This is a genomic window from Saccharothrix sp. DSM 118769, from assembly GCF_052936295.1.
In genome coordinates, this window is the sequence record NZ_CP193627.1 from 6,127,419 (window position 1) to 6,141,092 (window position 13,674).

Annotated in this window: 15 protein-coding genes; all 15 read left to right on the plus strand. The window is 70.1% G+C overall.

Annotated features, from left to right (window positions below):
* Positions 1–229 precede the first annotated feature (229 nt).
* The 15 genes from ACRAKJ_RS25815 (at position 230) to ACRAKJ_RS25885 (ending at position 13,480) form a co-directional block, all read left to right on the plus strand.
* Positions 230–1,480 (plus strand): hypothetical protein, encoded by a 1,251-nt coding sequence (locus ACRAKJ_RS25815; RefSeq protein ID WP_438921966.1) that lies wholly within the window; start codon positions 230–232, stop codon positions 1,478–1,480.
* Between the two features lie 66 nt (positions 1,481–1,546).
* Entirely contained in the window at positions 1,547–3,289 is a 1,743-nt protein-coding gene (locus ACRAKJ_RS25820) for an ATP-binding protein (RefSeq protein WP_438921965.1), read from the plus strand.
* 77 nt (positions 3,290–3,366) lie between these two features.
* On the plus strand, positions 3,367–4,776 hold the full coding sequence (locus ACRAKJ_RS25825; protein WP_438921964.1) for a hypothetical protein: 1,410 nt from the start codon (positions 3,367–3,369) through the stop codon (positions 4,774–4,776).
* Between the two features lie 259 nt (positions 4,777–5,035).
* Positions 5,036–5,215 carry a hypothetical protein gene (locus ACRAKJ_RS25830; protein WP_438921963.1) on the plus strand — a complete coding sequence of 60 codons (180 nt, stop codon included), beginning with the start codon at positions 5,036–5,038 and terminating at the stop codon, positions 5,213–5,215.
* A gap of 161 nt (positions 5,216–5,376) precedes the next feature.
* Positions 5,377–5,859, plus strand: a complete 483-nt coding sequence (locus ACRAKJ_RS25835) for a hypothetical protein (protein ID WP_438921962.1) — start codon at positions 5,377–5,379, stop codon at positions 5,857–5,859.
* Positions 5,856–6,104, plus strand: a complete 249-nt coding sequence (locus ACRAKJ_RS25840) for a hypothetical protein (protein WP_438921961.1) — start codon at positions 5,856–5,858, stop codon at positions 6,102–6,104. Before ACRAKJ_RS25835 ends, ACRAKJ_RS25840 begins: the two co-directional genes overlap by 4 nt.
* A 196-nt stretch (positions 6,105–6,300) precedes the next feature.
* Complete coding sequence (locus tag ACRAKJ_RS25845) at positions 6,301–6,708, plus strand: hypothetical protein (RefSeq protein ID WP_438921960.1); 408 nt, start codon at positions 6,301–6,303, stop codon at positions 6,706–6,708.
* A gap of 287 nt (positions 6,709–6,995) precedes the next feature.
* Positions 6,996–7,415, plus strand: coding sequence for a hypothetical protein (locus tag ACRAKJ_RS25850; protein WP_438921959.1), 420 nt, complete (start codon positions 6,996–6,998; stop codon positions 7,413–7,415).
* Between the two features lie 106 nt (positions 7,416–7,521).
* Complete coding sequence (locus ACRAKJ_RS25855) at positions 7,522–8,574, plus strand: DUF4192 domain-containing protein (RefSeq protein WP_438921958.1); 1,053 nt, start codon at positions 7,522–7,524, stop codon at positions 8,572–8,574.
* Between the two features lie 336 nt (positions 8,575–8,910).
* A complete protein-coding gene (locus tag ACRAKJ_RS25860) occupies positions 8,911–9,771 on the plus strand; it encodes a bifunctional DNA primase/polymerase (protein ID WP_438921957.1) in 861 nt (286 codons plus the stop codon).
* Positions 9,772–10,105: 334 nt separating this feature from the next.
* The gene (locus tag ACRAKJ_RS25865) at positions 10,106–10,399 is read left to right on the plus strand and encodes a transposase (RefSeq protein ID WP_438922727.1); all 294 of its coding nucleotides are present in this window, start codon (positions 10,106–10,108) and stop codon (positions 10,397–10,399) included.
* The gene (locus tag ACRAKJ_RS25870) at positions 10,396–11,280 is read left to right on the plus strand and encodes an IS3 family transposase (RefSeq protein ID WP_438922728.1); all 885 of its coding nucleotides are present in this window, start codon (positions 10,396–10,398) and stop codon (positions 11,278–11,280) included. Before ACRAKJ_RS25865 ends, ACRAKJ_RS25870 begins: the two co-directional genes overlap by 4 nt.
* 80 nt (positions 11,281–11,360) lie before the next feature.
* A complete protein-coding gene (locus ACRAKJ_RS25875) occupies positions 11,361–11,765 on the plus strand; it encodes a hypothetical protein (RefSeq protein ID WP_438922729.1) in 405 nt (134 codons plus the stop codon).
* Between the two features lie 329 nt (positions 11,766–12,094).
* Entirely contained in the window at positions 12,095–13,147 is a 1,053-nt protein-coding gene (locus ACRAKJ_RS25880) for a hypothetical protein (RefSeq protein ID WP_438922730.1), read from the plus strand.
* A 42-nt stretch (positions 13,148–13,189) separates the two neighbouring features.
* Positions 13,190–13,480, plus strand: coding sequence for a hypothetical protein (locus ACRAKJ_RS25885; RefSeq protein ID WP_438922731.1), 291 nt, complete (start codon positions 13,190–13,192; stop codon positions 13,478–13,480).
* The last annotated feature ends 194 nt before the right edge of the window (positions 13,481–13,674 follow it).

The following is a 13,674-nucleotide window of genomic DNA, read 5'->3' on the forward strand; positions in this document are numbered from 1 at the left end:
GTGGGCCCGCGCAGCCTGCCGCAGCGGCGGCAAGGGGGCAAGCCGCAAACAGCACGGCTTGCCCCCTTCTGCCGCCGCCACGGCCAACCGGCCGCGCCCCACCGACACCAGGGGCGGACATCACCGCCATCACACCAGGCGACGGCGACCGACCACGCCACCGCCGCCGATCAACCGAGTGCAAGGGCCACACCGCCGTGCGCGCGTGGCCCTTCGGAATGGAGTTCCCGTGTCCCTGACCACCACCGTGCGCAACGCCACCTTCGAGCACATGCTGGACATGCTGCGCACGCAGAACGCCGCCAAGGTCGATGTGGTGGCACCGGCCACCGCGTTGCGGGCACGCAACGGTGCGATCCAGTTGTCCGGGGTCGAGCCGGTCGTCGACGACCACGGCGTCACCCTGGTCGACGGCCTGTACGTGCCCACCGCCGCCGCGGACACCACGATCGCGGCGAAGCTGGGCATCAACCAGAAGTACCTGCGCTTCATGCGCACCGAGCGGCCCGACCTGTTCGACGCCAACGTCAACGGGCTGCTGCACGGCAAGTCCAAGCGCACCGCCGAAGGCAAGACGAGCGTGATCTACCCGGCCGACTCCCGGTCGTTTCTGTTGCGGCTGTTCCGCGGGCAGGACGGCGAGCCGGGAGTGCTGCGGGCGATGCTGTCGGACCGGTTCGGCATGGTCGACAACCTCGACCTGCTCACCGCGGTGCTCGACGGCATCCGCCAGGCCGACGTGCAGGTCGAGATCCGCTCCTGCGACCTGACCGACTCCTCCATGCACTGCAAGGTCTACTCGCCCGCCGTCGAGCGGTTGGCGCCGACCCTGCTGGCCGGCTACCGCAACCCGTTCGCCGACCCGACCCTGGAAGCCGACCGGCAGCGCGTCACCACCGACCTCGACACCGGCCGCCGCCTCGCCGCCGCCGAGGGCCTGGGCTACGAGCCGGGCTCGGAGCCGGTGGTCTTCGCCGGGTTCCGCTTCTCCAACTCCGAGATCGGTTCCGGCTCGGTGACCCTCAAGCCGGAGCTGTTCGTGCGGATCTGCCGCAACGGCCTGACGCTGCCGGCCTTGGCGTTCCGCAAGGTCCACCTCGGGCAGAAGATGGAGGGCGGCACGATCAGTTGGTCGCAGGACACCGTCAAGAAGCAGCTCGACGTCATCTCCGCGCAGGCCCGTGACCACGTCCGTGAGTGGCTCTCGCCGCGGTTCCTGGCCGAGCAGGTCGCGAAGCTGGAGGAGCAGGCCGGGGCGCCGGTCACCGAGCCGCACACCACCGTGCAGGTGCTCAAGCGCGAACTCGGGTTCACCGAGACCGAACGCGAGGGCGTGCTGCGCCACTTCATCGCCGGGGGCCAGACCACCGCGGCGGGCCTGGCCAACGCCATCACCAGCTACAGCCAGACCGTGGCCGACCCCAGCCGCGCCGACGCGCTGGACGACCTCGCCCTGCGCGCGATGGCCCTGGCCAGGTAGGAGGCAACAAGCCCTCGACGTCTACGCGCACGGCACGGGCCCACCCGGTAGCGACGGGGTGGGCCCGTGGTGTCGGTGAAAAGAGCCCGTCACCCAGGCCCGCACCCACAGGTGCGGCCGACCGCAGCGACCAGCAGTCGGTATGCCGCTCAGGGAACCGAGCGAGGACACCCGGGCGGCCACCGTCACCGAACAGCGTGCGCCCTGCCACAAGGCGACCCGGGGCCGGTATCGCCCGCTCACCGGGTCGGCGGCGCAGCAGACCTCGATTCGGCCACGCCACGGCCAGCCGCGCACCCACCTCTCGGACAACCCGTGAAGTTCTCCACAGCAGGGAAGACCATGCAGACCGCTCACATCCGCTCTCTCATGCCGATCGCCGGCGGCTCCCACGACGTGGTGATCACCGCCGCCCTCGGAGCCGACCGCCACCTCCGCCCTGCACTGTCGGGTCGTCGCCGGGTCACACCGGAGCGGCGGGACCGGGTCAAGGCGGCCATCCGCAACTCCGACCTCCCCTACCCGGTCACGCCGGTGAGCATCGACAGTGATCGGTTCGTCGGGAGCGAGCACCCGATGCACGATCTCGCCGTCGCCGTCGCGGTGCTGACCGCGGCCGGTGACATGCCGCCGCTCCAGGACACGATCGTGCTGGGCGGCGTGACCCTGGACGGCAGCGTGCGTTCGACACCCGACCTCTGGGAGTGCCTGCGCTCGCTTCGGGGACGCACCGACGTCCACCGGGTGATCGTGCCCGACACGGACCCGCTGCCCGCGCTCGACGGTGTCCAAGTGCTCGGCGCGGCCACACTGTCCGACGTGGTGGCCTACGCCCACGGCCGCCGCGACGCGCTCACCCCGGCTCCCACCGCCCACTCGTCGCCCGAACGCACGATCCCAACCATCCTCGACGACGTGGTGCTCTCGCCCTGGGTGGCGCGCGGGCTGGCAACGGCAGTCGCAGGCGGACACCACGTCCTGCTCACCGGACCCGACGACGCCGACCGGACCCTGTTCGCACGCATGCTCGCCGCCCTGCTGCCCGCACTGACCGACGAACAGGCACGCACCCTGGCCGAGAACCGACGCCACGACGCCCACGCAGACGGCGTGCCGATCGATCACAACCCGCCCTACCAGGCGCCTGGCCGCGTCGCGTCGTGGTCGGCATTGGCGGGCACCTCCCGTCGGCCCGGAGCGGCACTGCTGGCCACCCACGGCGTGCTGCACCTGACCGACGCCGCACGACGCTCACCCACCCAGTGGGCGGTGATCCGACAGATCATCGACAAACGCGCGGTGTTCCTGGACGTCGACGGCACGCCCACCCGCTTCACCGCCGACCCGCTGCTCGTCCTGTCCTGTGTGGACCTGGCCTCGGAGATGCGGCAGGTGCCGCCGTTCATCTACGACCGAGTCTCCGTCCGGCTGCACGTCACCCACGCCGACCATGAACACCGGCCCGATCCCGACCGGCCCGAGCAGGCCGCGGCGACGCTGCCGGCGCTGGCCAACAGCGTCGCCGCCGCGCGGCTGCGCGCCGCCCGCCGGTGGTCGGCCGCCGGCGTGTCCACCAACTCCGAAATTCCCGAGGACGCCCTGGCCATGAGCAGCGTCTTCCCCCGCGCGTCGTGGGAGCTGCTCGACCGCCACCACAGGGCCGGGCTGCTCAGCCGACGCGGCGTCGCCGAGGTCCGGCGCGTCGCCTGGTCGCTGGCCGACCTCGACGCCTGCGATCACCCCGAAAGCCGGCACGTCGAGCAGGCCATCGCACTACGCCTGCAAAGCCTTTCCCTCACCACCACGTGAACGGGCCCGCGGACCGCCACAACGCACGGCGCACGCCCGCTCATCCGGACACCACCCACTCACAGAGGAACACCGCCATGACCACCGAACCCGACATCGAACCCGTCGCCGACGCCCCGCTGCCGCTACTGCACCGCCGCACCCTGGTCCAGGACACCTCCCAGCAAGCGCCGTGGACGAGCATCGACGAGGTGCTGCGTGTCCTGCGCGACGCCACCCCTCCCACCACCAAGCGCAACACCGACTCCTGGGAGGCCGGTCGGGCACGCACCATCGGCATGATCGGCTCGGCCACCGACCTGCGCCTGTCACCGTCACGACAGCTGCTGTCGTTCACCGCGCGCTCCACCCCCGCCACCCGCCACGGCCGCCGCCACGTCGTCCACGTCGCCACCGCCACCCACGTGCCCACGCTCGCCGACCTCGCCTACGGCCAGGCCGACGCCACCCACGCCGGCCTGGACCTGTCCGCCGAGGCGTTCGCCGACTACGTCGAAACCCTGGAGCATCTGCCCAACACCACCGGCGCCCCGATCAACTGGGGGCGCCCGCCGAAGGAGGTCCTGGAGCAGGTCGCCTCCTGGCGTGACCCGCTGCGTGTCGGGTACGACCCCGCCGAACCGGATCTGGCCGCCGGAGCGCGGGCGCTGCACACCGCGGCGATGCTGCACGCGCTGGCCGCCGCACCGGCCCGCGACGCCGCCTGCCACAGCGTCGTCACCCTCCTGCGCGGCGTCCTGGACGGACCGCTGCCCTGGGTACACGGCCGCAAGCCCGAACCGTTCCTGCACCCGATCAGCGCAGCGCTCGACGAACTCAACGGCGGTCGCAAGACCGGCCGCGCCGATCAGCGCCCCACCGAAACCCGCGTCGAGGACGGCCTCACCACGGCGGTCATCGTCGAAGCGACGCTGACCGCCCTGGGCGGACGGCCCCGCCAAGCCGTCGACGCCCTGCGCCACCGCGCCGAGCAGCTCGACGCCCTCGACGACTGGTACATCCCCGCCGACCGCGCCCGGACGCTGCGTGACTTGGCGTTGCTGCTGGCCGAGCTGTTCTCCCCCGCTCCGACAGAACTGCAACTACTGCGCCGAGTCCGACCTGGCGACGTCATCGCCTTCCTGGCGCAGCCCGCCTGGGGGCGGGAGCTGCGGGTCGTGCAGGTGACCGGCCCGGTGCAGTACCTGGCGCTGGGCACCGTCGGCGGCACCGAACACATCGCCCTCCCCGTCAACGACGTCACCACCCCGCCCGCACGCGGCAGCGGACTGCTCGTCATCGACCCAGCCGACCGCACCTCGCCGATCGAACTGAAGATCATCGACGGTCCGCACTACCCGTTCCTGAAGGCAGGACACGTCGCCACCGACCACTGGGCGATCCTGCCCTCCAGCTTCGCCGGTGCCGACCACGAGGTCATCACCACCGCAATGCTGGCCTCGTCGCACCGCGCCGTGCACGCATTCGACGAGGCCGTTCGTCCCTGACCGCCACAGCCACGATTCGAGGCCGTAGGCACTCCCCTCCATTCGCGACGTCGATGAATCGCGCTGATGGCAGCACAGCGGGCGAGGGCTTCACGTCAAGCGCTCCATGCCCGTTCATCCGGGCGAGACCGGCCTCGCTGCGCTCGGTCGCTACGCGATCCCGCCCGGATGAACGAGCACTGCGCGCATGACGTCCTTCGGACCCTCACCCGCTGTGCCCGCCCGGCCGCGATCCACCGACGTCCCACCGGAGGCACAGATGAGCCAGATCCGCGTTTTCCTGGACTACCCCGGCGTCACCGCCGAACTGCTCAACGACAACGGCGACGGCACTGCCCTGGTGCGCCTCATCGACGTCGGGGACTGGCACTGGGAAGGACCGAGTTCCGGTGACGAGCACATCGTCGAGCTCTCCCGGTGGCCCGAGCAGAAGTCCTGACCACCCCAGCGTGCCAAAGACGGCGACGGCGAGCCGAGCCATGGCCGGGTGACTCGGCCCGCCAAGCCGATCGCAATCCCAACCAGCAAAAGGAAGAGCCGATGCAGCCACCACGCACCTCATCCGCAATCGCGCCACCTCAAACCGAAGTAGGTCGATGGGTGAACTACCACGGATCACTCGACGACCACTGGGGGCGCTACCGAATCGCCTCCGCCGACGACACCCCCGACGGTCTCCGCTACGAGCTCGTCGACGAGCACGACTACATCGCCCTCAACCACGTACGCCGCGAGTCCTTCACCCTCGTCCCAGACGACCCGCCACACCACGTGCACAACCTGCACGACCGCCTCGCGGCCGTCCGGCGCGCGGCCCACCTCAAATACGGCGACGTACTACCCGATCTGTTGGTCAGCTCTCTGCGCAGGCTGCCCGACGTGGTCGCGGCGAACCGGCACGCCGAGGCCGAGCACTACCTGCTGTCGTTGGAAGCCACCGTCGGCTGCATCACCTCCGAGCAGTTCCAGCAGCGCGCCCAGGCGGTCGTCGTCACGGTCGGCGACGACTCGTGGACGCCGTGGCCGCCAGTGCAGACGGCAATTCCCTCCTCTGTCGACGAGGTCCCGGTCGGTGCCGGATGACCACGTCCGATCGCCGCAGCGGAAATCCGTCTCCGAGCGTCGACGCCGTGGTCTACGACCCGGTGGGCACGTTCGGTCAGGTGTTCGCCGGCCCGATGCTCGCCGAGCACCTGGGCGCGCAACTGACCTGCATCGAAGTCAACGTGCTCGCCGGAGTGCTGGAGTTCTCACTGCACGACCGCGCTGCGGCCACGCGCTGGCTCACCGCGCACGGCGAACACTGCGCTGAACCCGCGCTCCACTGACCGCCAGGGCTTCCGACTCCAGCCACGGCTCGCTCCATCTCGATAATTTCCTGAGGTAACCGCCTTGAGCTCCCATGATTCCGAAGCCGACGTTCGCGATACCGAGCCGTTCCGACCCGACGGGGACGGCGGACACGTCACCGACTCGGCGGACTCCGAGACCAGCCTCGCAGATCTTGTCGCCCTCATCAGGCGCTTGGCCGACGCCCGCGACACGTGGGAGACCGCCCGCTACAGCGGCAGGCACGTCGCAGGGGCCGCCGCTTCCCGGGAGATGGCCTCAGCCATCGACGAGGCCCTCGCCGCGTTGACCGCGCGACTGGTCGACGGCGCGGCCGTGCGGCTCACCGTTCCGGAGGTGGAGGCCGACACGTTGCTCACCCACGCGGTGCCGTCACTGGCCGCCCTGTGCCGGGTGCACAACGAGCAGGACTGGTTCACCCCGCACCAGACGATCCTGTCCATCCTTGGCGGCATCGACTTCGCGGTCGAACTCGTGCAGCGCACACGGACGCGTGCAACGAACCCCGCCAGCTCCCGCACCTTTCGCTCGTTGGAGCTGAGGATCGTCGCGCTCCACACGAACCGCCCACCCACGCAGTAAGGCAACAGGCGTGAACAGCCGGTGCGGCAAGCCCGGCACCTGACGCACGCCCCGCGGCAGCGAAGCCACCGGCGACCGTCGCGGTGGCGGGGCACGCCCACGCTGCGTCGGCACCGGACCGGGGGCAAGCCCACGGGACAGGACACCCGCAGGCTTGCCCCCGCATGTCCGGCGCCGACGCCTACGCGAGTGCGCCCCGCCACCACGCGACAGACACCAGCGGCTCACCGAAGCCAATCACCAGCCGGGCAGTCACAGCCATCAACCGTGAAAGACAACCACAACCCATGCGATCGCACCGCTACCAGGTCGGCCTAATCGTGGTCGCCGCCACCAGAGACCAGGTCACCAGCACCATCCACGACACCAAGGCCGCAGACCACCACAGCCGCATCAGCAGTATGCGGTCGAACAACACGCTGCCGGAGTTCCTGCGACGCCGCGCCGAGTTCGCCATCCCCGCCGGGGTTCCCGTCGTCCGCTTCGACACCACCGATGAGGCGGTGTCCTTCGCGTTCCGCACCCAGGGCCCGTCACACCTGGAGTACCTCCCCGCAGGCGTCATACAGGGACCCGACGGCACCCAGGTGCTCTACGACGGCAGGGCGTGGCACGAGCTGGCTGGCTTCCACGTCGGCGACGACGTCTATGCCCTGCTCACCGAACAGGCCGGTATGCGCGTCGAGCGCATAGCCCAGCACGACTGACCACCGGCCCGGACCTGCCGCCGTCCGGTTCCGCTCACGGCCACCCGATCGCGGACGTCCCTCGACGCCCGCACCCCTCCGATCACATCCACCAGGGAGCACGATCATGACGTCCGACTCGACGCCCGACCCGACCACGTCCGCCTACGCACTGGACCTGAGCACCCCGGCCAAGCTGAGCGAGCCCGGCGAGCTGATCGCCGCCTCGCCGCACTTGATCGGCTACTACCCGAGTGACGCACTGCTGATCAACATCATCGTCGACGACCTGATCGAGCTGACGATGTGTGCCGAGCTGCCCGACGACAGCCTCTCCGACAGCCTGGTCGACCAGATCGCCACAGTCGTGGCGCGCCACCCCGGTGCCGCGGTCATCGGTGTGGTCGTCGGCGGCGGCGAACCCGAAGGTCTCTTGCTGCCGCGCACCGCTCTGGTCACCCGGCTGCGACGCACGATCACCGAGTACGACACGTCACTGCACATGTTCTGGACCACAGCGGTCACCGCCGGAGCCCAGTGGCGCGACTACGACAACCCGTTCCACACCGGCGCCCTCCCGGACCCGAAGACCTCCCTGCTCGCGGTGAAGGCCGCGGCGCAGGGCCTGCACGTGTTCGACAGCCGAGACGACCGCCTCGCCGTGGTGCGGCCCGACCCCCAGAACGCTCTGGCCCGTCGGGCGAACATGATCGACCTGCTGCCGGATCAGGACCGTTGGCGATCGGCGCGCGACTCCTACCGTCTGGTGATGCACCAGGTGAGGCGGACCGGCGAACGGTCGGAGGCCCTCTCCGACCAGGACGTCGCCGTCCTGGCGGTGGCCTTGTCCGACCCCATGGTGCGCGACGCGTGCATCGCCACCGCGGCGGGAGAACACGCCCACGCCGCCGAACAGCTGTGGACCGAACTCACCCGAGCGTGCCCGACCCCGGAGTGCGCGGAGCCGGCCGTGTTGCTGGCCCTGTCCGCCTACCTGCGCGGCGACGGCGGGCTCGCCGCCTTGGCGCTCGACCGTGCCGAGACCGCCGTCCCCGGCCACCGACTCGCCGCGCTGCTGGGCACCGCCCTGGACAACCAGATCCCCCCGGACAGCCTGCGCCCCATCGTGGACCACGCGGCCGAGACCGCCGAGCAGCTGGTCATGGCCAACTTCGTCTAACCCGACCGGCCGCGTTCCCCGCATCCGCGACAGCGCACCACCGGACCCATCCTCGCCTCGCACCCGGCTGCCTCGCCCAGGGGTACACCACCGTTGCCACGGAACAGCTCAGGAACGAGACCGCGCTCCAGCCAGTCGAGCAGCCATGAACCACTCAGCCGAGATCCTCGGGGACGGCACAGCCGGCTGACCGCTGCTGCCGGTCACGCAGTTCATCCGCGGCGAGGCCCGCGACATCACCGGCACCCGACATCCAACAGGAAGGGCAGGACTGCCTTGAGCATCGTGAGCACAGCACGATCTCCGGGAACTCATACGAGCGTCTCACCGCGACTGATGCGCGTCGCGCTCGACGCCGCTCGCGACGGTCACCACGTGATCCCGCTGTGGCCGCGCAGCAAAATCCCCAAGGACAAGAGGTGGGAGTCCGCCGCCACCCGCGACCCCGAGCGGATACGCGACATCTGGAGATCGCTGCCCTACAACGTGGGCATCGCCTGTCGCCCCAGCGGCCTGTACGTGCTCGACCTGGACGACGCCCACGGACACGAACCACCACCCGAGTGGGCAGGAGCCAAGCACGGTCGCGACGTCCTGGCGCGCGTGGCCGACGCCGCAGGCCAGCCCTACCCGGCTCACACCTTTACCGTCCGGACCCCGTCCGGCGGGCTGCACCTGTACTTCCGGGCACCCGCCGAACCGGAGCTGCGTAACACGATCGGACGTCTCGGCTGGCGAGTCGACACCCGCGGTGCGGGCGGCTACATCGTGGCCGCCGGATCCGTCAGCACCACCGGCATCTACAAGCCGATGAACCGCGCACCGATCGCGGCACTGCCACCGTGGCTGATTCCCCTGCTGTTGCCGCCCGAGCCACCGAAGCCGCTGCGCTCGACGAGCAGGAGACCACGCCACCCCGACGCCTACCTCGACGCCGTCGTCAACGGTGAAGCCGACAAGGTACGCACAGCACCTCCCGGGCAGCGACACCACACCCTGCTGCGCGCGGCCGGCCGACTCGGTCGGTGGGTGGGCGGTGGCGAGCTCGATGAGCACGAAGCCCGCGCCGTGCTGCACGCCGCCGCCGCCGAGCACGACGGAGTCGAAGGCTGGAGCGTTCGGGAGGCCGAGACGACCATCAGCGACGGGCTCGCCTGGGGCAGAGCCCGACCACGCAGCTTGGCCGATCTCCGCTGACCTGCCGACCATCTCTTGGCAGGTAAAGGGCTTCTCTATGGTCTGCAACCCGACTTCGCGTCCGAGGAGTCGCACACGCGCGTCGGGGGTGCCCCGCGGTTGCGGTGCGCCGCACCGTACAGGGGCAGTGGGTGGGCCGGCACACAACGCCGCCCCACCCACTGCCCCTGTTCCGGCGGACGCACCCCGTAACCGCGGGGCACCCCCGACCCGCAAGAGGGTGCGACACGATGACAATCCGACCGTTCCGACACGACATCACCGCAACGTGAGGTTGTCCCCTTGAACCGGACGCCTTGATCCCAGACAGCGTTCTGGGGGAAGGATGTCCTCCGTGTCAGGTAAGTCGAAGTACCCCGAGCAGTTCCGCAGGGACGCCGTCGAGCTGGCCCGTTCGTCGGACCGGCCGTTGCGGCAGGTCGCCCGTGAGCTGGGCGTGAACCACGAGACGCTGCGCAACTGGGTCCGCACCGCCGAACAGGCCCAGGTCGCTGCGCCGGTGGGCGGTGTGTCGGCCGATGAGCGCCAGGAGCTGCGGGAACTGCGCAAGCGGGTGGCCGAGTTGGAGTTGGAGAAGGACATCCTGCGTAAGGCGGCCGCGTATTTTGCACGGGAGATGGGTCGTTGACCCGCAGCTACCGGTTCATCTCCGAACATCGCGCCGTCTTCGGCGTCACCCGGCTGTGCAGGGTCCTGGGCGTGCGACGCCCCGGGTTCTACGAGTGGCTCGCCGCCGCCCCGACCAGGGCGGAGCGGGCGAAGGCGGACGAGGAGTTGGCCGCCGAGATCGCCGAGGTGCACGCGGGTCACCGGGGCGCCTACGGGCGTCCGCGGATCGTCGTCGCGCTGCGCCGCCGAGGCCGTCGGGTGAACCACAAGCGGGTCGGGCGGGTCATGCGCGAGCGCGGGGTCGTCGGTCTCACCCGCCGACGCCGCAGGTCGCTGACCAGGCCTGATGCAGTCGCGGCGCCGGTACCGGACCTGATCGGCCGCGACTTCACCGCCCCGGCCCCGGGCAGGCGGCTGGTCGGGGACATAACCTACCTGCCCACGCGGGAGGGGTGGCTCTACCTGGCCACGGTGATAGACCTGCACAACCGCGAGGTCGTCGGGCACGCGATGGCCGACCACATGCGCGCCGAGCTGGTCCGCGACGCCCTCGACCTCGCCGTCCGACGCGGCCTGACCGGCGACGGCGCGGCCTTTCACGCCGACCGCGGCTCGCAATACACCTCCGGACTGTTCCGCTCCGCCCTCGCCGGTCACGGCATCCGGCCATCGGTGGGGCGGACCGGGTCGTGCTTCGACAACGCGGTCGCGGAATCGTTCTTCGCCACCCTCAAGACCGAGATCGGCACAACGGTGTGGGACACCCGCGACGACGCCCGCAGGGACGTGTTCGCCTACCTGGGCTACTACAACCACGACCGTCTACATTCGACACTCGGCTACCGCACCCCGCACGAAGCCCGCATCGGCTATCGTCAAGGTCTCACTCTCGTGGCATGAAATCCGGTGTCCGGTCATCGGGGACAACCTCAACGTTCGACCGGTGCAGGCACACGCTACTGCGCTGGGCACGCCGACCAGTGGGCATCAGGGTCTTCCACAACCTCAGCGACCGCGCGATGCTGTCCGGCTACCTGGGGCAGCCGGTCGTCGAGGTCCTCGTCTACCACGAGCCGCCGGCATCGCGCACTCGTGACGTGGACCTGGTCGAGTCGGCTTTCCAGCTGTGCAACGTCGGGGACGACCCCCAGTTCGGCGAGCCCGACCAGCGCGCCATCCGCTACCGCAACCGGGGAAACCGGTCGCTGTCCATCGGCGACATCGTCGCGGTCGACGGACGCTTCTACGCCTGCCAGCGCATCGGGTGGCGCCGCATCACGGCACCGACGCAGGTGCACGAACGCCGTCATGGCACCACGCCACTGCACCACGACCAGCGTCCCGTGCCGGGAACCGATCCGCGGTCACCCGAAGCTCAACACTGACTCCGCCGCTGCACCACTCCGTCTCGGCTGCCGAGCACGCTTGCACGGTCGGACGTGCCGACGCCGCACGCCGGGACACAGTGCGTCCTGACGGCATCCTGCACCACAGTCGCTTCGCCGCGGCATGCCCACCGGACGCCGACGAAAGCAGTCGCCGATCCCGAACACGGCGGCAGCAGCGGCGGTCCACCTACTTCGCGTACCGCTTCCGGAACAGCACCTCCACCTCACGGGCCCCGGCTTCGGCCGGGGCCCGTGGTGCTTGCACGCCGCGTGCAGCCCCGCGCCTCCTCAGCCACTCCTTCGCCTTTCGGGAGTCACACACCGTCATGCCTTTCAACCCCGACACCGGTATCTGGGATAGCACCTACACCGCACCCGCGCCCCACGACCTGCCCGCTGTGCGTCTCTACCTGCGCGAGTTCTTCGCCCAGCCGGAAGCGTTGGCCTTCCACACCCAGATGGTCAAGGAAGGTCGCTTCTCACTCGACCTGATCCGCTCACCCCGTCCGGAGCGGGCGGCGCGGCTCATCCTCGACGGTGAACGCGAACGGCTGGCCGAGGCCGCCCTGTACTGGGTTTCCCCGGAGATGACCCAGGTCGCCACAGCGGCGGCCAGCACGCTGCCTGAAGACCTGCGTATCGACGAGACCCACCAGCCGGCCGAGCAGGGGTTCATCGTCTTCGCGGAACCCATCGGTTCCTACCTCGGGGACGTGCTGGGTGACCGGCGCGTCGACATCGCCGCCGCCTCGTGGGGGCCACTGGTGGGCAAGCCCGATGCCACCGGGGTGACCTTCTACAGCGTCCGCGACCTGGACTACGTCCGCTACTCCCTGACCCGGATCTTCGGCCAGCCACCCAAGCGCGCCGAACTCGACGCCGCGATCAGGACCACCCCTGAGTGGCTGTGGGACAACGAGATCACCCTGCACCACGGCAGCACCATCGCCGACCTTCACCTCATCCAGGAGTTGAGCACGCTCCTGATCGGTCAGGCCGTCGTGCCGTGGCTGAAGGTGCTCTACGCCGCCTGGCTGCTGATGACCCAGCCGGGCATCAGCCAGACCGAGCACGTCACGCCCAACCGCCGCCTCCAGCGCCGCAGTACCCGTGAAGGCATGCGCACCTCCGAGGTCCGCATCGTGCACGTACACCGCCGCCACCGGGACAAGCCCACCGACGACCAGTCGTCCGGCACCGATGAGCGCCGGTACACGGTGCGCTGGCTGGTTCGCGGCCACTGGCGCAACCAACCCCACGGCCCTGGCCGGTCTCTGCGCCGCCTCGTCTGGATCAACCCACAGATCAGAGGCCCCCAGGACAAGCCGCTCAAGACCGGACAGACCGTGAACGTGTGGGACCGACCCACGAACCGGTGAGACATCCCAAGCTCCACGACACCCTCCAGGAGGCACAGCGGTATGCCCCGTTCCCACGTTCCGGCCACGACAGCCTGCGGTGACGAAGTCGTCGTACTGCACGACCGGCCGGTCGACTTCCACGGCCTCGCCCGCGAGTACGTCCATCCGGACCGGCGGGTGGTACAGGTGCCCGACCGCATCTGGCCCGCCGAACGTCCCGAAGTCTGCACCGATGACTCACCGACCGGCGTGTGGTTCGACCGCCACGGCCGCCCAGTCGACTCCGACGCATCGGATCTCGCCGCAGGAGTCTTCCTGCTGTGTCCCGGCTGCGGCCTGGACAACACGTAGGCGCCGCCCGCCGACACCGAATGCAACTGCCGCTCACACCCGACGTCGAAAGCGGCCCGGCTCAACACGTCCGTCCGAGCTGGAGAACCACCTCACACGACAGCGCCTCGGCTCCTGCAACAGCACGGGGCCAGTACCCGCCGGCCGCACCCAGCTTCCACCGGTGTGGCTGCCCCAGCGGACAGCCACACGGA

Bases quoted from the DNA above. Each gene is read 5' to 3' on its own strand.
- ACRAKJ_RS25825 (WP_438921964.1), top strand. From the start codon at position 3,367: ATGACCACCGAACCCGACATCGAACCCGTCGCCGACGCCCCGCTGCCG.
- ACRAKJ_RS25830 (WP_438921963.1), top strand. From the start codon at position 5,036: ATGAGCCAGATCCGCGTTTTCCTGGACTACCCCGGCGTCACCGCCGAA.
- ACRAKJ_RS25840 (WP_438921961.1), top strand. From the start codon at position 5,856: ATGACCACGTCCGATCGCCGCAGCGGAAATCCGTCTCCGAGCGTCGAC.
- ACRAKJ_RS25850 (WP_438921959.1), top strand. From the start codon at position 6,996: ATGCGATCGCACCGCTACCAGGTCGGCCTAATCGTGGTCGCCGCCACC.
- ACRAKJ_RS25855 (WP_438921958.1), top strand. From the start codon at position 7,522: ATGACGTCCGACTCGACGCCCGACCCGACCACGTCCGCCTACGCACTG.
- ACRAKJ_RS25860 (WP_438921957.1), top strand. From the start codon at position 8,911: ATGCGCGTCGCGCTCGACGCCGCTCGCGACGGTCACCACGTGATCCCG.
- ACRAKJ_RS25880 (WP_438922730.1), top strand. From the start codon at position 12,095: ATGCCTTTCAACCCCGACACCGGTATCTGGGATAGCACCTACACCGCA.
- ACRAKJ_RS25885 (WP_438922731.1), top strand. From the start codon at position 13,190: ATGCCCCGTTCCCACGTTCCGGCCACGACAGCCTGCGGTGACGAAGTC.